A 23455-nucleotide genomic window follows, 5' to 3' on the forward strand; every position below is an offset into this window, starting at 1 on the left:
TGGAAGGGGGAGGCGGCGCCGTGAACACTGGGAGGCATGAAACACGTCATCTTCCCGACCGTTGCCGCCGCCGACGCCTTCATTGCCGACATGCAGCAGCAGGGCCTCGTGGCCCCCACGCTGGGCCGCGCCAGCTACATGCGCAGCGGCGGCGCTGCCACCACGACGACCACCACCACCGACACGGTGACCGCCGACGCCAGCGCGGGCGCTGAAGACGCCGGTGCGGGCGCCGTGAAGGGCACAGGCGTGGGTGCCGTGGCCGGGGCTGTGGCCGGGGTGCTGGCCTCGGGCGCTGTGGTGGCGACGGGCGGCCTCGCCCTGCCCGTGATCCTGGGCATGACCGCGCTGGGCTCCGGCGTGGGCGCGGCGGTGGGCGCCACGGGCGGCGCGATGGGCGTGGACGAGAACCACGACGGCCGCACCAGCATGAACGACACCTACGAGGTGGACCACACCTCCTACGACCACATGCACAACACCATGAACAGCGGTGGCCGCGTGGTGGGCGTGGAAGACAGCGTGCCCTTTGACGCCGTGCAGGCCACCGCCGCCCGTCACGGCGGCCAGATCATGGACGACAGCGGCATGAACCGCCGCCCCATGAGCCCCACCGGCAGCTCGCTGTAAACCCCCTTTGACCCCCCAGGCCCCCCGGCGGTTGCAGCCCGCCGGGGGGTTGGTCGTTGGATGGAGCAAGAGGGGGCACTGTGCCGTCTGACGCGGACACGTTTTGAGCACGCTGGTAGGCAGACGTTTTATAGGCTCTGAGCAGCTCTGGCCGTACCCATCATCTGTGGGCATTGGGCCCCCTTCAGGGCCATAGACCGAGCCTCATTGCGCCCCCGACTTACTTGGGGCGCGCTGTTTCCTTTCCACGGCCCACCTGATCCCCGGCCCTTACGCTGGCGCCACCTCTTCAGAGGGTTCTGCTGGCAGGCGCAGAGAAAAGGTGCTGCCCTGGTCAGGGGTGCTGTCCAGCCACAGGTCAGCGCCCAGGCCTTCGGCCACGGCACGGGTGACCGCCAGCCCAATGCCACTGCCCGGGTAGGCGTCGGCGCCATGCAGGCGCTGAAACACGCCAAAAATGCGCTCGTGGTATTCCGGGGCAATGCCCAGACCGTTGTCGCGCACCGCCAGCACCCAGCGCGCGCCGTCCCGCGCCGCCGTGATCTCCACGCGGGCGGGGCGGTCCGGGGCACGGAACTTCAGGGCGTTGCTGATGAGGTGGTGCAGCGCCTGGGCCAGCAGGTCGGGGGTGGTGGTCACGGTGGGCAGCGGTCCCACCTGCACCTGGGCCTGTGCCGCCTGAATCTGGGGTTGCAGCTCGGCCAGCAGACCGCGCACCAGCACGTCTAAGTCCACCGGCACGGCGTCCTGCTCGGCGCGGCGCACCCGCGAGTAGGTCAGCAGGTCCTGAATCAGGGTCTTCAGGCGCCGGGTGGCGGCCGTGGTAAAGGCGATGTACTGGTCGGCACGCTCGTCCAGTTGCCCGCCGTAGCGGCGCGCGAGGAGTTCGGTGTAGCTGCCGATGGTGCGCAGCGGTTCTTGCAGGTCGTGGCTGGCGACGTAGGTGAACTGTTCCAATTCGCGGTTGCTGCGGCGCAGCTGGCGCTCCCGCTCCTGCACGGCCTCGGCCATGCGGTCAAACTGCGCGCCCAGCAGGCCCAGTTCCTGCACGGGGCTGCCCGGCATGCGGCGGGTGTATTCGCCGCGCGCCATGTCCTGGGCGGCGGCCCCCAGTTCCTGCACGTGGCGGCCCACGGTGCGCGTGACGCGGTAGGCGGTAATGACCAGCAGCGCCATGCCCAGCAGCAGCCCCCCCACGCTGAACCAGCGCACCGCGCCCAGGGTGGCCTGACTCTGGCGGGTGGCCTCGCTCAGGCGGGTGTTTTCCTGGGTGGCCATCACGCTCAGGAGCCCGCGCGCCTGATCCAGGATCGCGCGGCCACGCCCCCGCCCCACCAGCGTGGCCGCGCGGTTCAGCGAGGTCAGACGCGCCTCGATTTCCGGCTGGGCGGCCTCCTGCTGCCAGCGGCCCACCAGGGCCTGCACCTGCGCCAGCGTGCGGCGCTGCGTGTCGTCCACGCTCAGATCGTGCAGGGCGTAGGCGGCGGCCTGAAACGACGCCTGCGCCTCCTGGTAGGGCGCCAGAAAACCCGCCTGCCCGGTGATGACAAAGCCGCGCTGGCCGTTTTCCATGGCCGACACCTGCCCGGTCAGTTCGCTGAGCAGTTGGGTCCGCGCCTGGGCATCCAGCACCCGCTGCAGCGCCTGATCGTTGCGGTCCACGCCGAACATCACCGCGCCGCCCACGCCCAGCAGCAGCACAAAGGGCGTCAGCAGCGGGCGCAGCAGAAAGTCGCGCAACGGCACCCCACCCGCGCCCGCCGGGGAGGCAGGCGCAGCGGCAGCGGGGGGCAGCGGCAGCACGGGGGGCATTCTAGAGCAGCCTTGATGAGCGCCCATTCCCCGTGGTCTGGCCCGCGCCCGCAGATTTTGAACCGAGTTCACGAAAGCGGGGTAAAGTGAGCGCCATGACCGACACGAGCGTGCAGCTCACCCGCCGGGGTGAGGTCGCCACCCTGACCATCACCTCGAAAAAAGGCGCCCTGGGCCCGGCGTTCTGGCGCGAGGTGCCGCCTGCCCTGGCCGGGCTGGGGGGCGCGCGCGTGCTGATCGTGCGCGGCCAGGAGTGGTTCAGCGCGGGGCTGGACGTGAAGGCCACCGCGCCGGTCATCGCCCCGGCCCTGGGCCAGCCCGAGGCGTTCGCGGCCGTGGTGGCCGAAATGCACGCGGCCATTGAGGGACTGGCCGCCCTGCCCATTCCAGTGATTGCGGCGGTGCATGGCTGGTGCATTGGCGCGGGCCTGGAACTGATCAGCGCCTGCGACCTGCGCCTGTGCAGCGCGGACGCCCGGTTCAGCCTGCCGGAGGTGAAACTGGGCATCACCGCCGACCTGGGCGGCTTGCAGCGCCTGCCGGGCCTGCTGGGCCGGGGCCGCGCAGCGCACCTTGCCCTGACCGGTGAGCCTATTGACGCCGCAGCCGCCGAACGCTGGGGCCTGGTGACCGAGGTGCTGCCCACCCCCGAGGCCCTCTTTGCCCGCGCCGAGGCCCTGGCCGATACCCTGGCCCAGCTGCCCCCTCGCGCCCTGGAAGGCACCAAACGCGCCCTGATTGCCGAGCTGCCCCACGCCGAGGGCCTGCAACAGGCCGTGGCCTGGAACGCCGAGCATATGACCGCCGACGGCCTGATGACGGCCCTCAAGGGGCGTGGCTCGTAGGGTCAAGCCCAGATTGACCCCGAACGATCTGGGTTGGTCCCCCACTGCCCTACCCTGACCAACCTCCCCCACCTTCAACACCTGCCCGCACTTCCCTTAGACCCTTAGACTCTTCGACCCTTAGACCCCCCTAAAAAGGAGCCCCCATGACCCAGCCTTCCCCCCTCTCCCCCACCTTCCGCCCCGACCTGCTGGCCGGCAAGCACGCCCTGATTACCGGGGGCGGCAGCGGCATCAACCTGGGGATTGCCCAGACCTTCGCGGCCCACGGCTGCGCCGTGACGCTGCTGGGCCGCAACCTGGACAAAGCCCAGACCGCCGCGCAGGGCATCGTGGATGCGGGGGGGCGCGCCCTGGGCGTCAGCGCCGATGTGCGCGACTTTGCGGCGCTGCAGGCCGCCGCCGCGCAAGCCGTGGAGGCCTTTGGCGACTTCGATATCGTGCTGGCGGGCGCGGCCGGAAACTTTCCGGCGCCCGTGGATGGCATCTCGCCCAACGGCTTCAAGACAGTGGTGGACATTGACCTGCTGGGCACTTACAACACCATCAAGGCGGCGGCCCCGCACCTGAAGACCCCGGGGGGGAACGTGCTGAGCATCAGCGCTTACGGGGTGCCGGTGCCCATGCAGGCGCATGTGGTGGCCGCCAAGGCCGGCGTGGATGCCCTGACCCGCACGCTGGCGGTGGAATGGGGCCTGCGCGGGATTCGCGTGAACGCCATTATCCCCGGGCCCATTGACGGCACCGAGGGCATGGCCCGCCTCGCCCCCGACGAAAAGACCCGCACCCAGTTCATGCGCACCGTGCCGCTGGGCCGCTTTGGGCTGCCGCAGGACATCGCCAACGCCGCACTGTTTCTGGTGAGCGACGCGGCCAGCTACGTGACCGGCGTGATTCTGCCGGTGGATGGCGGCCAGAACATGCTGGGCGGCGCCCCGCAGTACCAGATGTACCAGGCGATGGGGCTGGCGCTACCCAAGCAGGACTAAGTCCTTCGAAGTTGATCTTGAGATCAACCGAGCGAAGCGAGTCTCGAGGTAGTGCTCCAGGGATGACTTCCAGAATCTGACCCTTTCGAAGAGAGGGACGAGCACACTGGAGATCACCATGGGGAAACAGCGAAAAACCTGGAGCACCGACGTGAAGGAAGCCATCGTCCTGGGCGTGCTCCGAGGCGAACTTGGGGTCGCCGAAGCAGCCCGGCAGCAGGGCGTGAACGAAAGCCTGATCCACACGTAGAAAACCCAGTTTCTCGAGGCGGGCGCGGCCCGCCTCGTTGGCGACCGACACGGTCATGGAATCACACACCTGGAGCGGGAGAACGATCGTCTGAAGCGGATCCTGGCGGAAAAGGAACTGGAGCTCGATATCGCGCGAAAAGTGCGACGGCTCTGACGGTGGATGAACTGCTCGTCCTCTGGCAGAGCCGACCCCAGTTGAGCCTCCGGCGCTTCGCGCAGTACGCCAGTGTGCCGTACTGGCGCCTCCGGGATCATCAGAACAGCGCGCCGGCGCGCTTTGCCCGTCAGCAGCAGCGGGATGAATTACAGGAGAAAATCCGGCAGGTCGCTCTCCACCACCCGACCGCTGGGTATCGGTTGCTGTACCACGAACTCAAAGCTCAGAGCGAAGAGATTGGATTGCACAAGATCCGCGTGACCCTCGGCGAATTGCACCTTCACCCAACGCAGCCTCGGAAGACCCGGAAACCTTCGGGGAAGGTTTCCGCACCACAGGACTGGCCTGAAGGTCGACGGGTGCAGATTAATGCGACACGGCTGTCGCTGTCCGATGGGGTCTGCTGGATCTATTTCGTGCTGGACGTTCTCTCGCGGGTGGTGCTGGCCAGTCGGGTGGTGCGGCGCCTGTCGATGCACCTCGCCAAATTGACGCTCGACGAGGCGATCACCGTGCTCCACGCTCAGGGGATCGCGGAGCGCATCCTAGTGCAGCGTGATGGGGCAGCGATTTCACCAGTGACCTCTTTCAGCAGGGCTGCTTGACGTATGGCAGTTGGGTCTGCTGCAAGGTGCCTCAGCCGGGCGGCACTGGGATTCTCGAACGCCTCAACCGCACCTACAAATACCAGTTCGCGTTCCGCCAGGACTGGCACGCTATGACCGATGTCCGGGCGGCCATGCCGGATTTTCACCGTTGGTACAACCACGAGCGCCGAATCACGGCGCTCGGCTACGCCACGCCCTGGTCTACACTCACCTCATCGGCGAACACTCGTAACGCCGCTTGAAGTCAAAACTGGAGCATTACCCCCTGCCTCCTGGGCCTTCGTTCTGGTTGCTCTTCTCTCGCGCATGGAAGCTCTTGTTCATGTCACCCCAGCTCAATGGGCCTGAATTCTGAAGTGTATCCCGGGAGGTAAACTATTGAGAGGGGGTGGTGGCCAGCCATGGAGGCCTGGATGACCTCTGCAAGCTCATCCTCAGATCTTGCACCTGGAAAGCGGCACACACCAGGAGCACCCAGCGATCCAGCCCCTGAGCGGTATGCAGCGCGAACCGATTCAGGCCGAACTGGTGCTTGGACGCCTTGAAGAAAGATTCGATGGCCCACCGGCGCTTTCCCGCTCTGGCGACGACGTCGCCAGAGCGGCGTTGCGACGACACCGAGAAGAAGGTCCGGTCGCCCCGGTCAAATCGGGCCAGCGTCACGACCTCCCACGGCCAGTTGTGGAGCGACAGCCAGCTGCCGTGCTCGCAGTCATTCACTGTCACTCGACCTGGGTGATCGGTGCGCCGTGTCGACCGAACACCCACGACGAACTCGAACCCCTCGTCCCGCACGCCCTGCAAGAACTTCTCGGACTCGAACCCGCTGTCGGCCAGCACCCACATGTCGAATCGCCGCCGGATCGGCTGCGGAACGGTCGCGAGGAGGTCCAACGCGAGCCGGACTGGGGTCGGGGTACCCCGACCCCGGTACACGCGATACCCGACCGGAAACTTGAGTGTGCCGTAGACGGCATACAGGACGACGAGGTGAATGCCGTGCACGCCGTTGTACACGCGAACAGAAGGGAGCTTCCGGCCTGTTTTGGGGATGCTGGTGAGATCGACGCACAGGTGAAGTCGCGGGCGCCGCTTGCGGCGCGCAGCCAGAAGAAGCGAGTCCCACGGCGTCTGCTGGAGGGAGTTCCAGCAAGCGCGCGTGTCCCAGGTGTACGCGTTCAGGAGACGACTGAGGGCACTGGCGCTGACCGTGGAGGCGCGGTGAAGCGCTGTTTTCCGCCCCAGATCGACGAACAGCCCGAGTGCAGCCTCAAGGCTGCGCCGCTGGTAGATCGTGCGAGGGACGGCGAGCAGGTGATCTGCCAGACTACGAGCGCGCTTCCCGGAGAGTCTGAGGTCGTTCACACCCTCTTTCTCTCGTCTGGGCGCGCTTTCTGACTACCTATTCAGCTGCAAGATCTGAGTCATCTGCCCTCGCTTTCCGGAATCAGGTCACAGCCCGTTGGCCAGTCAATTTTCTGACGAAGCAGGTGCTGAGATCGACATCTTCTCAAGAGCACTTTGTGCACGATTTTTTGGCTGCCTCTATTTGGAGGGCGCTGGTGTAAACTGCGCAGCTTGAAGAGTGAGGCGCCGTATCTCGCTCACATTGAGGTAAGGATTCTTGATCTTGATGTGGAGCGGGCCTCCTGTCAGCTCAACGGTATGTTTGCGTAGCTCCCGGCCAACCTGAATTTCCTGGACGGTCTTCCCACCGTTCTGTGTCAGTTCCAGTCGGGCATATTCCCCCCGCGCCTTCTGTCCTGTGGTGACGAACTTCAGCAGGCCGGAGGCACAAGGCGTTACCGTCATGGGCACGTCGAAGACAAGAGAGGCAGAGTTCTGGTCGGGAAACCACTGCCCACCTGCCTCAGACGGATAATCGACCTGGAGGGACTTGCAGCTGTTACCGGACAGCTCGAATCCCATCAGGATTGTAGTGCGGGATTCCCGGCGGAGATACGGATTGAAAAAGCCGATCTGAAGAAGCTGGCCCTTCTTCACGTCCAGGCTCAGCGCCTTTTGTCCTTCAACCGGCGTGTCCGGCAGGGTGCTGCCGTCCGCGATGATGCTCAGGACAGCCGGCGCGCCACCAGCTGCCTCACCGTGAAGGTTTAGCGCCAGTTTCCCGGCACGGCAGAACCGGCGCTCAAACCAGACGGTACCGGTCAAGGCGGCGGTGGCGTTTCCATCCCAGATGTCCTGGCTGTCACTCCGCTGCCACTGCTCACTACAGTCCTGCTTTGCTATGACCAGAGGCGCAGGCGTAGGCAGCGTCACGAGATGCGGCGTTGCGGCGGCCACTGCCGCGGCAGCCAGCGGGCCCAGAAAGGAGAGAGGAGGCCTGCGCGTCATTTCGCCTCCACCGGCCATTCGGAGGCCCACAGTGCCGTCGTCGCCAGAGACGACCGTGCCGGATAGATGCTGAGTCGCAGAAGGGAGGTGTCCTGCGGAAGGCGAGTGCTGATCATGACGGGCCCGGCAGAGGCCTGATATGGCGCGAGCCACACGGTGCGGCAGGTGGGGCTGCAAGCGACCAGGGCGGCGCGGTAGCTGCCGGGTGGCAGCTGGAGTCCAGCGTAGACCTGGTAGGGTTGACCCGTCTGGAAGGTAGGCGGAGCGTACAGAACGCGCATGGTCCCGGGTCCCCCGGGCGTCCCGCCGCGGGTGACCAGCGGACTCCACAGCGGAAGCGACAGCAGAAGAACAAGGAGGCCGCTCACCAGACCTGCGGAGCGGTTCCAGACGAGGCCGCGCCCTAAGGTGACCCCACCTACCAGCCAGAACACCTCAGCGAAAAACGGACTGGGTACGATCAGGGTGTTATCTGCCACGTTCGCCGCCAACAGAAAGGTCAACAACGACAGCTCCAGCGGCGTGCCCTTCCACAACGCGGTCACGAAGATCAGGCTGAGCAGCGCAGCCAGCCCCAGCCAGCCCAGAGGCCCAGTTTCGACTAAGGCTTGCAGGCTGATGTTATGGGCGATCAGCCAGGGGCTGTGCACACGGGCAACGACGGCCGGGCATTCCGCACCCTGACCGCTAGAGCCAGCAAAGAATTCGCAGGCGCCGGGTTTTTCAAGGTAACGCCCTAGGCCGTAGCTGCCCACGCCGCCCAGCGGATGGTGCCGGATCACGGAAAGTGTATTCGACCAGATCAGGTCTCTGCCGGTCAGGTCGATAGACGCATACCGCTGGAGCACGTTCGAGCCACTGATGTACAGCGCGCTGACCGCCAGCACGACGGTCAGCAGACCGGCGGCCATTCGCCGGGGCTGCTGATGACGGACGAGCGCCAGCAGCAGCCCCACGCCCACACCCAGCAGCGCACTGCGGCTGCCCGACATCAATAGCGCTCCTGCGAACAGAAGTGCAAGAGGGTAACGTATCCCGGCCTTTAAGCCTGTGAACAGCGCCAGCAGTAACCCAATTCCGCCGGCAAAACCGACGGTCGTCTGGGTCATGTAGGGGTGGGTCAGGCGGATGGACAGCAGATCCGACAGGGCGGTGCTGCTAAAGACAACGGCAGTCAGCAGCACGGCCCCCACACCGATCAGCATGGGTTTAAGCCGTTCGCCGCCGCCTAGTGCCAGACCACCCAGGATCAGGGAGACAATCAGGGCGCAGCGCACCGAGCTGCCCAGCAGAGCACTGAGCGGCTCAGGCGCGAGCAGCGCGGGCAGACATTGACTGGCCACGAACAGCAACATCACCACCTGAAGCTCTTTTCGCAGCCTTGTCCACTGGGGGAGAAACAGCAGCGCCAGTGGCGAAAGCACATAGAGCGGCGGAAGAGCTGCCAGCCACAGGTCGGTGAGACGCTCCCTGCTGGAATAAGGAACCGGGACAGTCACCGGCCCACTATAGGCGATCGTGCCAGCCCGCCAGACCTTGCCCAGGAGCAGCAGAAAAACAGGCGCCGGACACCCCTGGGGGATGCCCGGCTTCCGCCTGCACAGCGGGTCAGCACCGCGTTATCTGCTGGCTACCACCCCGTCGCGCGCCTGATAGGTGTAGCCGTAGCCGTAATTGCTTTCTTCGCGTGCATTAGCCTTGTTGATCACCAGGCCTATTAGATTCAGGCCCGCCCATTCGGCGCGCCGGATCGCGGATTTGACGCCCTGCATGTTCGTCCGGCCGTACTCAGTCACCAGCAAGACCGCGTCGGCGTGTTTGCCGATGATTAGGCCGTCAGCCAGGGCCAGAAGCGGCGCGCTGTCGATGAGAACAAGGTCGTACTTAACGCGCCAGAGGGCCAGGGCGCGGTCGAAATCGGCCTGGTTGATCACGCCCAAGCTATCCTGAATTCCTGAGCCGGCAGGCAGCATGTCCACGTTGGGTTCAACTTCCAGTACCTCGACATTGTCCGGATTGAGTAGGGCTTCATGGGCGGTCCGAACGCCCCCTGTCCCGGTCAGCGGCCGCCACCTGTCGGATTCGTCGTACTTTTTCCACACCTCACGCTGGGTGCCGCGCCGCAAGTCAGCGTCCAGAATCAGCACCCGCTTGCCGCTGGTGGCCACGCCGTCTGCAAGGGCGGCTGTAATGCTGCTCTTGCCTTCGCCAGGCCCAGTGCTGCTGATCATCACCACCGGGTGGGCGACCTGCGGAAGCGCCGAGAGCAGGTTGACCCTCAGGAATCCAATGGCCTCATAGAGACCAGCCTGTCTGGCGGCCCGGACGAGTCCCATCATGATCAGTTCGCGCTGACGCATCCTGGGTACAGTGGCCAGGGTCGGAATTCCCAGAGCCAGGAGGTCCTCTTCGTTGCGTACCGTGCGGTCCAGCGCGGTCACCCCCAGCGACAGCAGCGTTGCAATGAGCAGCGCGCCGATCCCACCTAGTATGGCGTCGCGCAGCGGCCTAGGAGAGACTGGGGCGAGAGGAACCTGAGCGTCGGCCAGTGGGCTGAGCACCCCGGCCACTGAATCCTCCATCATGCTGACCTGACTGAGGTTACCGACAATGGTGGCACGGCGAGCGATCAGCGTCTGGCGGTCGATTCCGGTCGACTGACGGCTGAGCTGATCGTCAATCTGCGTAAGTTGGGCCTTATAACCAGCCTGGGCCCGGCGCACGCTGGTCAGGGCGCGGTTGCGGTCCCAGGTCAGCAGCGCCGACGCCGCGAGGTTGGCCAGGTCCCGGGACACCTGGGCATTGCGGGCACGGGCACTCACGGTGTAGATGCCGTTGCCGTACGGGTCAACCTGCGAGTTCAGCGTCACGGTGCTGGAGGAGCGCGTCCGCAGCTCCATCCTTAGCGTGTCACGCAGGCGTGTCTTCTCGGCGGGATTGATGGTGGCAGAGGCAAGGATAGCCTTGATCAGAGGCTCCATCACGCTGCTGCTGATCAGGGCCTGACCGATCGCACCCTCCGGGAGAGGCGGCGCTTTGATGATGGCGGTATCCACCGAGGTGTTACCCAGGGAGACATTGGCGGCCAGCAGGCTTGCCTGCGCCTGATAAATACGCGGTTTGGCGTCGGCGAGGAGATACATGATGGCCGCCACAGCAACGGAACAGGCCAGAATCCATTTGAAGTGCCGGCGTAGGCCGCGCAGCAGGAGGGTCGAATCGACCTCGTTTGTGGATGCGGTCATAGCTCAGCTCGGCTCCTGATAGGCAGCCGCGTTACGAAGGAGGCTTCAGGGTTCTTGTTGGCGGGGGCTCGGGGCATACTTCCTCAATATACGGCTTGATCCAAAGCCTACGCAGGCTTGCAACACGAAAGGTCAACCTCATTTCCGTAGCCAAGGTCTATAGTGGGATAGAGTGCTGACCTCAGTTAAACATGAACCGCTTTCTACAGCCACACGTTCGGAGGCGCGGCCGACTGTGCGATGGAAAATAGACAGTCGCCTGGTCCCGGTATTGGTGGTCCTCTCCGCTTTCGGACCCTATATCTGGCAGGGAGTGCGGTTCGAGCACCCTGTTCTCTACTTGGCGGGCCTCTATTCGCTGCTCACTTTGCTCCAGGCCCGGCGGAAACTTCTATTGTTTGAAGTGGTAGTTCTGCTTTGCTTTTCCGGGATTCTGATTATGTCTGCCTTTCAGACACTCAGCTATCCTGTGTCCGCAGCCAAGATTTTCGCCCAGGCCGACAACTGGATTCAACCAATGCTGATCGTGCTGATCGTTCACCGTTTTCAGCATCAACTCGCTTCAGCATCGCAAGCGATTCTGATCGCTTTGACCGCCAATGTCGCAGTTCAACTGATCCAAATCTATTCTGGCTCTCCGGCCTGGCTCAAGTTCTGGTTGCCACCGGGCGAAACGAGTGTGGCGAGCCTCAGCATAGAAAACGGGCGGTATTCCGGGGTATTCAATCAGCCGCTGGAAACCGGCGTGGCCTATGTAGCGGGTATCACTCTGCTTATGCGGGCGATCGTCACGCGAAAGGACACTTTCTGGACCTGGGCTTGCATGATCCCTTTGCTCATTGGCGGTACCCTGAGCGTTTCTAAGGTATTTGTGCTTGGCGTGCCGATCGTCGTTTTCCTGACCATCTTGTTCGAGATGAGTCGGCGCGGCTTCTTCCTGACCCTGCGGCAGTGGCTCGCCATCTCTGTCTTCACAGTTATTATGGGGGCTGCCGCGTGGACAGTCGCTGGAAAGTGGGCCGGAACCGACTATCTGCTGCGTCTGTTTCAGAGTCAGAGCAGCGGTGAGAGTGCTCTGTATCTTTACACCGCTGGGCGCTTTGGCGGAGAGACACTGCTCCTTGAGCAGCTTGCCCAGACCTTTCGCGATGAGCCACTGTTCGGCTTTGGATTCCGGAGTTTTACAGCTATCGACAATGGTTATTTTGACGCTTATGCACAGGCCGGGATTGTTGGCTTGATTCTCTTCATCCCCGTAATATTCTATCTTCTTGTCATCGGGGTCTCCCAGTTCACGAAGGTGTATGGACGGATGATAGTTACCATGTCAGTATTCCTCTTTCTGGCGAACCAGGGCGGGCCTGTACTGACCGTCAACCGCGCCAATATCCTGATCTGGTTTGTCATTCTCATTTTGTTACATAGCGCGTCGCTCAGGAATGGTCTTCCCGCTGGCACACAGCGGACGACCTTACCAGATTCAGATTGACCTGCGCCGCTTTGCGAGAGGTGGTCTGCCCCCGAAAACTGGACGGGATGAAGTAAAGAGTCAGGCTCGCCCCCAGCCGTAGGCTGGAAAGCGAGGCCATGTCATGAAAACCCGTCAGTTCACCGAAGACTAGATCATCAAGCTGCCTCAGGAAGGCGAAAAAGGCGAGAAGCCTATTGAGGACCTGTGCCGGGAGTTCGGCTTTAGTCCAGCGTCCTCTGACGGCTGGAAGAAAAAGTACGACGATGCCACACCGGACGAAGTCAAACGGCTTCATCGGCTGGAGCAAGAAAACGCCCGGATGTTGCGCATCGTGGGTCAGCAGCGCCTGTAGATCGACCCTATGAAGGACGTGATGGGAAAAAGCGGGAATGCCCACCCAGAAACGTGGCGCGGTGAGTGCGCTCATCCTGGCACACGTCAGGCCCGACCGGGCCTGCTTCCTGGTGGGCTTACCCAAATCGTCCTGGCATTTCTGACCGAAACTCCGCCAGGGCAGCGTATTGCGGCAACGTCTCCGTGAACTGGCGTTGCTCCACCTTCATCGGGGTTATCGATTCATTCACGCCCTCCTGGTCTAGGAGGGCCAGCGCATCCAGCGCAAGAAGGTCCGGCGGGAAGCGCTCACCATCAAATCCAAACCCCTTAGGAAGCGCCGCAAGACCTCCGTTCCGATGAGCGCCGAATCTCCCGACCATGGCTGGACCTCCGACTTCATCTTCGATCAGACTCTGGGCGGCACCACCCTAAAAACCCTTAACCTGACCGCCGAATTGGCCGTCCGTCGCGCTCTGGGTCTCGACACCCTTCACCTCCAAGGACGTGCTCAATGAAGTCATCGCCGAGCGTGTGCACCTAAAATTTATCCGCAGTGACAACGGACCGGAATTCATTGCCCGTGCCCTGGACGTCTGGCTGGCCGTACAGGACATCGGTACCCGGTTCATCCAACCTGGAACGCCCTGGCAGAAAGGCTTTGCCAAGAGTTTCTACTCCAGGCTGCGCGACGAGTGCCTCAACCAGGAGGTGTTCTACTCCGCCAGGCACGCTCAGGTCTTGCTGGATGACTGGCGATCGTTTTCCAACACTAGGCAGTCACATTCGTCGTTAAGTGCCGCACACCCGACGAGTGTGCCCAGCAGGCCAGTAGCCGGACTGCCGCCCCCCTCAGCGGACAGGAACCGCGGAGGATGCGGTCGCCCCGACTCCTGGGCAAGTGAAGAAGGTCTGTGTTGTACGCTGCTCATAGAACGAATCTCTACTCGAATCCGCCCAAACTTTGGGGCCAGACCAAGCCCAGCGGCGCGGTCTATGACCCAGACCTTATAGTGGGCAGCATGTTGTGGAGAACCCCTTGAAAGCAGTCATCCTTGCCGGTGGACTCGGTACCCGGCTGGCCGAGGAAACTTCTATCAAACCCAAACCGATGGTCGAAATCGGCGGTAAGCCGATGCTCTGGCACATCATGAATATTTACGCCGCTGGGGGGATCAAAGAATTCATTATTGCCCTGGGCTACAAGGGCGAGGTGATCAAAGAATACTTCCTGAACTTCTACGCCCTCGACAACGACATCACCGTTGACCTGTCCGACGGCTCGGTGGCGATCCAGCACCGCAATCAGACCGACTGGAAGGTGCACCTCATCGACACAGGACTGACCAGTCAGACCGGCGGCCGTTTCGGTCGCCTGCGCCACCTATTCGCTGAGGACGAAACGTTCATGGCCACCTACGGTGACGGGCTGGCCAACATCGACGTCGCGCAGCTGCGCGCTTTTCATGAGGCGCATGGGAAGCAGGCGACCGTCACCACCGCCCGGCCCCCTGCCCGCTTCGGCGGTGTGGTGTTTGAGGGCGAGCGCGTGGCGGAGTTCACGGAAAAACCACAGGTGGGGGAGGGTTGGGTCAACGCGGGATACTTCGTGCTGCACCGCAGGGTGCTGGACCTGATCACGGACGACAGCACCATCTGGGAGCACGAGCCGCTGGAGCAGCTGGCCCGCAGCGGAGAACTGATGGCCTACCGCCATGAGGGCTTCTGGCAGCCGATGGACACGCTACGTGAAAAGGTGATGCTGCACGAGATGTGGGAGTCCGGTCAGGCACCCTGGAAGGTCTGGAAATGATGAACAATGCCGCCTTCTGGCGCGGAAAGCGCGCTTTTGTGACGGGTGCCTCGGGCCTGGTCGGCTCGTGGCTGGTGCGCGCCCTTGTGGAGCGCGGGGCCTATGTGGTGGTGCTTCTGCGCGACTGGGATCCTCAGACCGAGCTGATCCGCAGCGGCCTGCTCAGCCGGGTCAACGTGGTCAGCGGGTCACTGGAGGACTACGGGGCGTTGGAGCGGGCGATCAACGAGCACGAGATCGACACGGTGTTTCATCTGGGGGCGCAGACCATCGTGGGGACCGCCTACCGCAACCCGTTGCCCACCTTTGAGGCGAACGTGCGCGGCACCTACAACCTGATGGAAGCCTGCCGTGTGCACCGCAATCTCGTTCAGCGCGTGCTGGTGGCCTCCAGCGATAAGGCTTACGGCGACAGCGAGGTGCTGCCCTACACCGAGGACATGCCGTCGGCTGGCAAACACCCCTACGACGTCTCGAAGTCCTGCACCGACCTGATCAGCCAGACCTACTTCCACACCTACGGGCTTCCGGTGGTCATTGCGCGCTGCGGCAACATCTATGGCGGCGGCGACCTCAACTGGAGCCGCATCATCCCGGGGACGATCCGCTCCTTCCTGGACGGACAGGCCCCCGTGGTTCGCAGTGACGGCACCCTCACCCGCGACTACGTGTACGTCCAGGACGCCGTCCAGGCCTACCTGTTGATGGCCGAGCAGGCCAGCCGCGAGGACGTCGCCGGTGAGATCTTCAATTTCGGTCCGGATCAGCCGCGCAGCGTGCTGGACGTTATTTCTGCGCTGGCCGACGTGATGGACCAGGGCCACCTGCAGCCGGTCATCCGCAACGAGGCGAAAGCCGAAATCAAGCACCAGTACCTCGACTCGACCAAGGCAGCTTCTGTGCTGCGCTGGAAGCCGGAGTACTCCTTCGAGGCCGGGCTCCGTGAAACGGTGGACTGGTATCTCAAGTATTTCAAGGAGCAAGCGTGAGCCGTTCACCCGATGACATCCGTCAGGAAATTCTGAAACTGACCCGTGAGTACCACGCCGCGAACTGGCCGGAGCGTCCCTTCGAACCGGGCAGCACCGCCGTGCCGGTCAGCGGCAAGGTCTTTGACGCCGATGAGGTCGAGCACCTCGTGGACGCCTCGCTGGATTTCTGGCTGACCACCGGAAGATTCGCGAAGAAATTCGAGAAGAACTTCGCCCGCTGGTTCGGCCTGCGGCACTGCCTGCTGGTCAACAGCGGCTCCAGTGCCAACCTGGTCGCGCTTTCGGCGCTCACCTCGCCGCAGTTGGGCGACCGCCGCCTGCAGCCGGGAGACGAGGTCATCACGGCGGCCGAGGGCTTTCCTACCACCGTCAACCCGATCATCCAGAACGGCCTGATTCCAGTCTTTCTGGACGCCCACATTCCCACCTACAACATCAACACCGAGCGCCTGGAAGAGGCCGTGGGACCCCGCACCAAGGCCATCATGGTGGCCCACACGCTGGGTAACCCCTTCGACCTGCAAACGGTGATGGACGTCGCCCGGCGCCACAACCTGTGGGTGATTGAGGACACCTGCGACGCCGTAGGCGCGACCTATCAGGGAAAGAAGGTCGGGACCTTCGGCGACCTGGCGACAGTCAGCTTCTACCCGGCCCACCACATGACCATGGGTGAGGGCGGCGCGGTGCTGACCAACCAGCCGCTTCTGAAAAAACTGGTCGAATCCTTCCGCGACTGGGGGCGCGACTGCTGGTGCGAACCCGGCGTGGACAACACCTGCGGCAAGAGGTTCGACTGGCAACTGGGCGAACTGCCGTATGGGTACGATCACAAATACACCTACTCGCACATCGGGTACAACCTGAAACTTAGCGACATGCAGGCGGCGGTCGGCGTGGCGCAGCTGGGCAAACTTGACGAGTTCATCACGCGCCGTCAGGAGAACTTCCGTTACCTGCGCGCCGCGCTGGAGCCCTACCAGGAGTGGCTGATCCTACCCGAAGCGACGCCAGGCGCCGAACCGAGCTGGTTCGGGTTTCCCCTCACCGTGCGGGAAGGGGCGCCGTTCACACGCGCCCAGCTGGTCCGGCACCTGGAAGACCGCAAGATCGGGACCCGCCTGCTGTTCGGAGGAAACCTGCTGCGTCAGCCTGCATACCAGGGCATCCAGCACCGCGTCGTGGGCAGCACCGAAGTCACCGATCAGATCATGAACGGCACCCTGTGGGTGGGCATCTACCCAGGCCTGCACCAGGCGCAGCTTGACTTCATCGCGCAGTCCATCGGTGAAGTCTGCCGGCGCTGATGCGCGCTTTCGTCACCGGCGGCACCGGGCACCTGGGCCGGGCGCTGATTCCAGTCCTGCTTGATCAGGGCGCGGAGGTGTCGGTGCTGGTGCGCCCAGAGCGTTCGCTCTCCGACTTCACGGATCTGGCCTCACGGGTCACGGTGGTTCACGGCTCACTGTCCACGGCGCCCGAACTCCTGCCGGCCCTCCAGGCGTTCCGGCCGGACACGCTCTTTCACCTCGCCTGGTCGGGCGTGACCCACGCCCAGCTGAATAATCCAAACCAGGCCGATGAGAACGTGGCGGGCGGCCTGGACCTGATCCGTGTGGCCGCCCAGGCGGGCGCGACCACCTGCGTGGCTCTGGGGTCCCAGGCCGAGTACGGGCGTCCGGACGCCCCGCTGCACGAGTCGTTACCTCCAGCCCCGGAAACGGCGTATGGAAGGGCGAAAGTTCAGTTTCACCAGAGGGCGGCCGGGTTGTGTCAGCAGCTCGGGATGCGGCTGATCTGGGTGCGGCTGGCCGCGACCTACGGCCCATACGACGATCCCAATCACCTGCTGCCGTATGCCATCGGCTGCTACCTGGACGGGCGAGAACCCGAGCTGACGCCCGGCGAACAGCTGTGGGACTACCTGTACGTTCAGGACGCGGCCCAGGCCCTGCTGGCGCTGGCAAGCACCCCTACGGCGTCGGGTACCTATAATCTCGGCAGTGGACAGTCCCAGGCCGTCGCGGATTACGTGCGGATGGCCCGGGACCTTATCGATCCCCAACTTCCGCTCGGGTTGGGACGCCGGGCGTACGGCCCACAACAGATCATGAGTCTGCGCGTCGATATTGAGCGCCTGGCGCGTGAGACCGGCTGGCAGCCCTCCACTTCCCTTCAGGAAGGCATGCGCCGGACTGTCGCCTGGAACCGCACCCGCAAGGCTCAGACACAGGGAGAATCCCGCAAGGCTCAGACACAGGGAGAATAAGGTATGCCGCACATTCAGAGTCGCGAGCAGGCAAAGCTGGAAGCCAGAGCGCTTCGCCGGACCGTTATCCGCATGGCCAACGCCGGCTCTACCGTTCATATTGCCTGCGCCTTTTCGATTATTGAGCTGCTGGCGGTGCTGTACCGGGAAGAGATGCACCTGGGCAACGGTCCGCAGGCGCCGGACCGGGATTATCTGGTCCTGAGCAAGGGCCACGGCGTCATGGCCCAGTACGCCTGTCTGTACGCGCTCGGCTGGTTGAGTGACGACGACATCGACCGTTATTTTGCCGACGGCACGCGGCTCAAGGGCCTTTCAGACGCGCACGTTCCCGGCCTGGAAGTGACCTCCGGCTCGCTGGGCCACGGCCTGTCCGTGGGGGTCGGGCTGGCGCTGGCGGCCAAGCAGCTGGGGACCACCCAGCGCTGTTACGCCGTGGTCGGTGACGGTGAGATGAACGAGGGGCCGATGTGGGAAGCCATGCTGTTCGCCGCCCATCACCGGCTGGACAACCTGGTCATCCTGGTGGATGCCAACGGCTTCCAGGCCATGGGCACCACCGACGAGGTCCTGAGCCTGGGCGATCTGGCCGCCAAGTTCACGGCCTTCGGTTTCGACACCCGCTCCACGGACGGACACGACGAAGCGGCCATTGCGGCTGCGCTGCAGGAGCTGCGTGCCCAGGATGGCCGGCCAAAGGCCATCATCGCCCGGACGGTCAAAGGGAAGGGCCTGTCCTTTATGGAGCACGACAACCGCTGGCATTACACCCGGCTCAATCCCGAGACCTTCGCCCTGGCCAACACCGAGCTCGCCGCCGAACAGCAGATCGCTGAGGATATTCAGCCATGAGAGATGCCTTTTCCAGTGAACTGGTGCGCCTGGCGCAGTCCGACCCCCGAATCCGTATGCTCACCGGCGATCACGGCTACGCGCTGTTCGACGAGTTCCGGCGCACCTGCCCGCAGTATTTCATCAACGCGGGAATCGCCGAGCAGAACATGGTGGGTGTGGCCGCCGGGATGGCTCAGGCGGGTCTGCGGCCCCTGGTGTACGGTCTGAGCGCCTTCGTGCCGGTCCGGGTTCTTGAGCAGATCAAATTGGATGTGTGCTATGTCGGTCTGCCCGTCACGTTCATCGGGGACGGCGCGGGGGTGGTGTACAGCGCCCTGGGCAGCAGTCATCAAAGTACGGAGGACATCGCCGCGCTGCGCGCCCTGCCTGGCATTGACATCTACTCCCCGGCCGACGCCTATGAGATGCGCGCGTGCATGCAGCTGGCCTACGAGCGCGCCCGGCCTGCCTACATCCGCATGGGCAAAGCCGACCTGGGCAGCGTTCATACGCAGGTGCCGGAGTTTGAGGCGGGTGAGCTGCTTCAGGTGGACCGTGGGGAAGGGGACATCAGCTTCATCGCGACCGGCTCCATGGCCATCACGGCCCGGCAGCTGGCGGCGCACTACCCCACGCGTGGCGTCTGGACCGCGCCCATGATCAAACCGATCTCCGAAGCGCAGGTGACGCAGATTGCACGGAACAGCCGCCTGATCGTGGTTCTGGAGGAGCACGCCACCGCCGGAGGGCTGGGCTCGCTGGTCTCGGAAATCGTCACGGCGAGGGCGCCAACGTACGTCTGCCGGATCGGCATTGAGGACCGCTTCTCGGAGTTCTGCGGCACCTACGACTACCTGATGCACGAGCACGGGCTGAACCTCGAAGCGGTCCGGGAAAAGGTTGATGCGTTCCTGGGTCAGATCCAGGCGCCCTGATCTGTGACGTCCAGAACGCGTACAGTCGCGCTCGGCTCGGTGGCCCTGCTGGCCTCCCGAATACTTGGGATGGTCATCAGCTTCGTTTCCATCGGCTTTCTTGCCCGGCACCTGAATGCGGCCCATTTCGGTCTCTGGACACTGATGGCCACTTTCGTTAGCTTCGCAGGTAACTTCGACCTGGGGCTGGGCCAGGGACTGCGCAACCAGCTGGCCCTTCTGTCATCCACAAGCACCGACTCAGCAGCGGAACAGCGGCGCCTCTTTTCTGCGGTCTTCACGGCGCTGCTGCTCTTCGCGCTGTCCCTCTCGGCGCTGGTCATTGCGTTGGTCCCGCAAGTTCCCTGGGAGCACATCCTGGGCATCAACGCCCCCGAACTCTTCATGCCTGCGCGCTGGGCCATCACGATGGTGATCATCCTGATGCTTCTGAATCTGCCCCTCAATCTCTACAGCGCGGGCTTCATGGCCTACCAGGAAGTCTGGCAAAAAAGCCTGATTGATCTTCTGCAGGTGGCCTTGCTTCTCCTCTTCGCGGTCACGGCGTACGCGAGCCTGCCCATTGCTCCATTTATCGGCTCTTACTATGGCGTGTACAACATGGCGGCGATCCTCGGACTGGCCGCTTTCCTGATTCTACGCCGCTGGAGACTTACCCTGCTGCCATGGGCACAGATCAAGGCGATGGTTTCGAGCATTGCCGGATCGAGCGTCTCCTTCTGGGTTCTGGGCGTTTCTGCGATCCTGCTGTTCTCCACCGATCCCATCATCGTTTCGAGGGTGGCAGGCCTGGAAGAAGGCGGCCGCTTTTCCGTGTATCAGCGCCTGTTCATCATGCTGATCACACTGCATTTCACGGTGCTCAACCCGCTCTGGAGCGCCTACACCCACGCACTCGGGGCCGGTGACTGGCCCTGGATCGCCCGTGCCGTGCGCCGCTCCGTACTGTTGACGGCCGCGCTGTGCGTGGCCGGATCGACAGTCATGATCCTTTTTGGGGACCTTCTGGTACAGCTATGGACCGGGGTTCAGGGTACCGAGCGGCTGCACCTGGCGCTGCTCTCGCTTTGGATTTCCATATATGCCTGGATCAACTGCTATTCCGTGGTTCTCAATGGTCTGGGATATGTGCGGGGACAGGCCCTGATCACCGCCGCCGCTGCGGCGCTGCACATCGCGCTCAGCGTTTTCCTGGGCCACCGGATGGGCGTACCGGGCGTCCTGATCGGGGCCATCGTTTCTATCCTGCCCATTGCCCTCTACGCCACGTTCAAGGTCAATGCTGTTGTGCGTAGGCACCTAAATCCCCTCTCGCCGGCAACGGCCGATGCTCCCGAGGCCACATGAATCTGCGCTCCCCGCTTCTGAGTCTCTGTATTCCCACATACAACCGCGCCGGGCTACTCCGGCAGATGCTCCAGAGCATTCTGAACGATTTGGCCGCTATGCCTCACGCCAGGGGCGTTGAGATCGTCATTGCGAACAATGCCTCAAGCGACGATACCCGGAGCGTGATCAGCGACTTTCAGCAGCGGTACCCGGAGGTCGCCTGGAACATTCACCACCACGCCGTGTCAGTCGGCGCCGATAACGTTCAGATCGTCACAGACTACGCGCGGGGTGAATTTGTCTGGATACTCTCCGACGACGACCTGCTGCTCCCTGGAGCCATCAGCCGCCTGATGGCCGAGTTGAATCCGGAAACGGACGCTGTGGTGGTGACGTGTAACCACTTCATTGACGGGGGGGCTCCCGGCGGGTTGGTGCAGCCTGTATTGCCCGCAGCCTACCGGAACGGACACACGCGCCCCAGCGAAGTGATCGGCGAACTCGGAACCTGGATCACGTTCCTCTCCGTGCTGTGCTTCCGCCATTCGCTGACCCAGGACATCGACTACCGGCCGACCTTTGGCACGAACCTGCCGCAGAGCTACATGTTCATGGACGCCCTGCTGCACTCCAGACGCACGGTGTACGTCTCGGAACCGCTGCTCTCGATGCGTCATGACAACGCTGGAGGTTATTCGTACTTCAAGGTGTTCGTTAACAGCTTCAATAGCCTGCTGGACTACGGCTGTAGCCGGGGTCTGGACGCAGCTACTGCGGCACGGATTCGTACCAAGCACCTCAGAGGATTTCTGATCTCGACAGTCATCGCACATCGGATCAACCGCAATGGGCGCTTCAATATTGACTGGGCCGGAACCCGGCGATTGTTCTACCAGGCGTACAGTACGAATGCCACCTACTGGTTGGGGGCTGTGCCGGTCCTGTATCTGCCGACGGGCCTGCTGCGATTGCTGTTCAATGCCAAGCAGATTGCCCGCCGAGCTGCGGCGAGTCTCAGGAGGTAATCCCGGTCGGTCACTTATCAGCTGACTCATGGCATATCTCTAGTGGATCAGTTGCCACGAGTATAGGCTTGGATAACGCCCCGTGTTCAGAAAAACCCACTCCGGTCCCTGACCGAAGAGGAACGGGCCGTGTTGGAACGGGTAAGTTGATCGCAGCACACCGCCGCCATCGTCGTGGGGCGCGCGAAGACGTTACTCGCGGTTTCGACGCGTGTGCCCTATACCGAAGCGGCTCGTCTGTGTGAACGTCGATCCGGTGAAGGGGTCGCGCGTCTGGTCTCGCGGTTCAACGCACACGGATTAAAAGCACTCGAAACACGTTCAGGTGGACGTCCTCCCATCGTGTACGGTTCCGCTGAGCGGAACCGTATCTTGGAGACGGCGCGTCGTCCCCAGATCGGGAACAGGACGGTACCGCTACCTGGTCGCTCTCAACCCTGTGGGGTTACCCCGATTGTGCACATTTGTGGTTAAGCCACTAAAGCTTGGCGGTCCGCTTCCATTGGCGTCAAGTCGCCCAGGGTGGTCTGCCCCCCGAAAACTGGACGGGATGAAATAGAGACTCCGGCTCGCCCCCAGCCTTAGGCTGGAAAGCGAGGCCCACCGATGAAAACGCGCCAGTTCACCGAAGACCAGATCATCAAATTGCTCCAGGACGCTAAGAAGGGCGAGAAACCGATCGAGGAGCTCTACCGGGACTTCGGATGCAGTCCGGCGTCCTATTACGGCTGGAAAAAGAAATACGGCGACACCACCGTGGACGAAGCCAAACGGCTTCGTCAGCTGGAAAAGGAGAATGCCCGTCCCCTGCGGATCGTCGGCGAGCAGCGCCTGGAGATCGACGCCATGAAGGGTGTGCTTCAGAAAAAGCGGTGACGCCCACCGAGAAACGCGCGGTGATCAGTTCCTGGATCACCGCGCGGGTCAGGCCCGGTCGGGCCTGCTTGCTGGTGGGCCTCCCGAAATCCTCCTGGCACGACCGACCACAACCGCGCCAGGACAGCGAAATCCGACAACGGATCCGCGCGCTAGCGCTGCTCCACCCTCGGTGCGGCTCCCGGTTCATCCATGCGCTGCTGGTCCAGGAAGGTCAGCACATCAACCGCAAGAGGGTTAGGCGCATCTGGCGCGAAGAAGCCCTCACGATCAAACCCAAGTGCAGCAGAAAAATCCGCACCGGAGCGTCAATTCCAATGAGCGCCGAGTCTCCCAATCACATCTGGACCTACGACTTCATCTTTGACCGGACCCTGAGAGGAACCACCCTGAAAATCCTGACCTTGACCGACGAATTCACCCGGCAGTCGTTGGCCGTGCGGGCCCGCGACTCCTTCACGTTCGCGGACGTGAAGGACGTCCTGAGCGAGGTCATCGCTGAACGTGGTCCACCAGGATTCATCCGCAGTGACAATGGTTCATACGAATTCCGATTAAACAGTTATACAAATTTGAAGTATAGTTAGTGTATCAAAGCGATCATTCCTCTGAAGCACTTAGATGAAGACGAACTGCTGCGTCGTCAACGCCAAGCCTCAACCGCCGACGAGCGTGATCGTTGGTT

Annotated in this window: 23 protein-coding genes and 1 pseudogene; 18 read left to right on the forward strand and 6 right to left on the reverse strand. The window is 63.1% G+C overall.

Features of this window, described 5'->3' with window-relative positions; all coding sequences use genetic code 11:
• Positions 1-36 precede the first annotated feature (36 nt).
• Positions 37-630, forward strand: a complete 594-nt coding sequence (locus tag KMW22_RS16625; protein ID WP_221091149.1) for a hypothetical protein — start codon at positions 37-39, stop codon at positions 628-630.
• Positions 631-900: 270 nt separating this feature from the next.
• Here KMW22_RS16625 and KMW22_RS16630 read toward each other — a convergent pair whose 3' ends face one another.
• A complete protein-coding gene (locus KMW22_RS16630) occupies positions 901-2433 on the reverse strand; it encodes a sensor histidine kinase (protein ID WP_328774740.1) in 1533 nt (510 codons plus the stop codon).
• A 104-nt stretch (positions 2434-2537) separates the two neighbouring features.
• Here KMW22_RS16630 and KMW22_RS16635 point away from each other — a divergent pair, with 104 nt between their 5' ends.
• The 5 genes from KMW22_RS16635 (at position 2538) to KMW22_RS19455 (ending at position 5535) form a co-directional block, all read left to right on the forward strand.
• Complete coding sequence (locus KMW22_RS16635; protein ID WP_221091150.1) at positions 2538-3287, forward strand: enoyl-CoA hydratase-related protein; 750 nt, start codon at positions 2538-2540, stop codon at positions 3285-3287.
• 146 nt (positions 3288-3433) lie between these two features.
• A complete protein-coding gene (locus KMW22_RS16640; protein WP_221091151.1) occupies positions 3434-4276 on the forward strand; it encodes an SDR family oxidoreductase in 843 nt (280 codons plus the stop codon).
• Between the two features lie 118 nt (positions 4277-4394).
• Positions 4395-4526 carry a transposase gene (locus tag KMW22_RS16645; RefSeq protein ID WP_221091152.1) on the forward strand — a complete coding sequence of 44 codons (132 nt, stop codon included), beginning with the start codon at positions 4395-4397 and terminating at the stop codon, positions 4524-4526.
• A 158-nt stretch (positions 4527-4684) separates the two neighbouring features.
• Entirely contained in the window at positions 4685-5290 is a 606-nt protein-coding gene (locus KMW22_RS19450) for a hypothetical protein (RefSeq protein WP_328774741.1), read from the forward strand.
• Entirely contained in the window at positions 5287-5535 is a 249-nt protein-coding gene (locus KMW22_RS19455) for a transposase (protein WP_235693074.1), read from the forward strand. The genes KMW22_RS19450 and KMW22_RS19455 overlap by 4 nt, the downstream gene beginning before the upstream one ends.
• A gap of 193 nt (positions 5536-5728) precedes the next feature.
• Here KMW22_RS19455 and KMW22_RS16655 read toward each other — a convergent pair.
• The 4 genes and pseudogenes from KMW22_RS16655 to KMW22_RS16670 all read right to left on the reverse strand — a co-directional run.
• Positions 5729-6658 (reverse strand): annotated as a pseudogene (locus tag KMW22_RS16655) (transposase); the annotation flags it as partial.
• A gap of 180 nt (positions 6659-6838) precedes the next feature.
• Positions 6839-7648 carry a hypothetical protein gene (locus KMW22_RS16660; RefSeq protein ID WP_221091153.1) on the reverse strand — a complete coding sequence of 270 codons (810 nt, stop codon included), beginning with the start codon at positions 7646-7648 and terminating at the stop codon, positions 6839-6841.
• Positions 7645-9147, reverse strand: a complete 1503-nt coding sequence (locus tag KMW22_RS16665; protein WP_221091154.1) for an O-antigen ligase family protein — start codon at positions 9145-9147, stop codon at positions 7645-7647. Before KMW22_RS16665 ends, KMW22_RS16660 begins: the two co-directional genes overlap by 4 nt.
• A 120-nt stretch (positions 9148-9267) precedes the next feature.
• Complete coding sequence (locus tag KMW22_RS16670; protein WP_221091155.1) at positions 9268-10893, reverse strand: AAA family ATPase; 1626 nt, start codon at positions 10891-10893, stop codon at positions 9268-9270.
• Positions 10894-11233: 340 nt separating this feature from the next.
• Here KMW22_RS16670 and KMW22_RS16675 point away from each other — a divergent pair, with 340 nt between their 5' ends.
• Positions 11234-12382, forward strand: coding sequence for a hypothetical protein (locus KMW22_RS16675; RefSeq protein WP_221091156.1), 1149 nt, complete (start codon positions 11234-11236; stop codon positions 12380-12382).
• Here KMW22_RS16675 and KMW22_RS19775 read toward each other — a convergent pair.
• A complete protein-coding gene (locus tag KMW22_RS19775) occupies positions 12327-12791 on the reverse strand; it encodes a hypothetical protein (protein ID WP_235693075.1) in 465 nt (154 codons plus the stop codon). The genes KMW22_RS16675 and KMW22_RS19775 overlap by 56 nt on opposite strands.
• 440 nt (positions 12792-13231) lie before the next feature.
• Here KMW22_RS19775 and KMW22_RS19740 point away from each other — a divergent pair, with 440 nt between their 5' ends.
• From KMW22_RS19740 to KMW22_RS16735, 11 genes are all read left to right on the forward strand, one after another.
• Positions 13232-13711, forward strand: coding sequence for an integrase core domain-containing protein (locus tag KMW22_RS19740; protein WP_407928456.1), 480 nt, complete (start codon positions 13232-13234; stop codon positions 13709-13711).
• A gap of 25 nt (positions 13712-13736) precedes the next feature.
• Positions 13737-14510: a glucose-1-phosphate cytidylyltransferase gene (gene rfbF / locus KMW22_RS16690; protein WP_221091158.1), complete on the forward strand. Its 774-nt coding sequence runs from the start codon at positions 13737-13739 to the stop codon at positions 14508-14510.
• A complete protein-coding gene (locus KMW22_RS16695) occupies positions 14507-15499 on the forward strand; it encodes a GDP-mannose 4,6-dehydratase (protein ID WP_221091159.1) in 993 nt (330 codons plus the stop codon). Before rfbF ends, KMW22_RS16695 begins: the two co-directional genes overlap by 4 nt.
• Positions 15496-16809, forward strand: coding sequence for a lipopolysaccharide biosynthesis protein RfbH (rfbH, locus tag KMW22_RS16700; RefSeq protein ID WP_221091160.1), 1314 nt, complete (start codon positions 15496-15498; stop codon positions 16807-16809). The genes KMW22_RS16695 and rfbH overlap by 4 nt, the downstream gene beginning before the upstream one ends.
• Positions 16809-17771, forward strand: coding sequence for an NAD-dependent epimerase/dehydratase family protein (locus KMW22_RS16705; RefSeq protein ID WP_221091161.1), 963 nt, complete (start codon positions 16809-16811; stop codon positions 17769-17771). The genes rfbH and KMW22_RS16705 overlap by 1 nt, the downstream gene beginning before the upstream one ends.
• Positions 17772-17774: 3 nt before the next feature.
• Positions 17775-18623, forward strand: coding sequence for a transketolase (locus tag KMW22_RS16710; RefSeq protein WP_221091162.1), 849 nt, complete (start codon positions 17775-17777; stop codon positions 18621-18623).
• Positions 18620-19540 (forward strand): transketolase family protein, encoded by a 921-nt coding sequence (locus KMW22_RS16715; protein WP_221091163.1) that lies wholly within the window; start codon positions 18620-18622, stop codon positions 19538-19540. Before KMW22_RS16710 ends, KMW22_RS16715 begins: the two co-directional genes overlap by 4 nt.
• 39 nt (positions 19541-19579) lie before the next feature.
• The gene (locus KMW22_RS16720) at positions 19580-20887 is read left to right on the forward strand and encodes a lipopolysaccharide biosynthesis protein (protein WP_221091164.1); all 1308 of its coding nucleotides are present in this window, start codon (positions 19580-19582) and stop codon (positions 20885-20887) included.
• Positions 20884-21894 carry a glycosyltransferase family 2 protein gene (locus KMW22_RS16725; RefSeq protein ID WP_221091165.1) on the forward strand — a complete coding sequence of 337 codons (1011 nt, stop codon included), beginning with the start codon at positions 20884-20886 and terminating at the stop codon, positions 21892-21894. The genes KMW22_RS16720 and KMW22_RS16725 overlap by 4 nt, the downstream gene beginning before the upstream one ends.
• A 606-nt stretch (positions 21895-22500) precedes the next feature.
• Complete coding sequence (locus KMW22_RS16730; protein WP_221091166.1) at positions 22501-22770, forward strand: transposase; 270 nt, start codon at positions 22501-22503, stop codon at positions 22768-22770.
• Positions 22767-23357, forward strand: a complete 591-nt coding sequence (locus KMW22_RS16735; RefSeq protein ID WP_221091167.1) for a DDE-type integrase/transposase/recombinase — start codon at positions 22767-22769, stop codon at positions 23355-23357. Before KMW22_RS16730 ends, KMW22_RS16735 begins: the two co-directional genes overlap by 4 nt.
• The last annotated feature ends 98 nt before the right edge of the window (positions 23358-23455 follow it).

The sequence above is a fragment of the Deinococcus aquaedulcis genome (genome assembly GCF_019693445.1).
Taxonomy (GTDB): domain Bacteria; phylum Deinococcota; class Deinococci; order Deinococcales; family Deinococcaceae; genus Deinococcus; species Deinococcus aquaedulcis.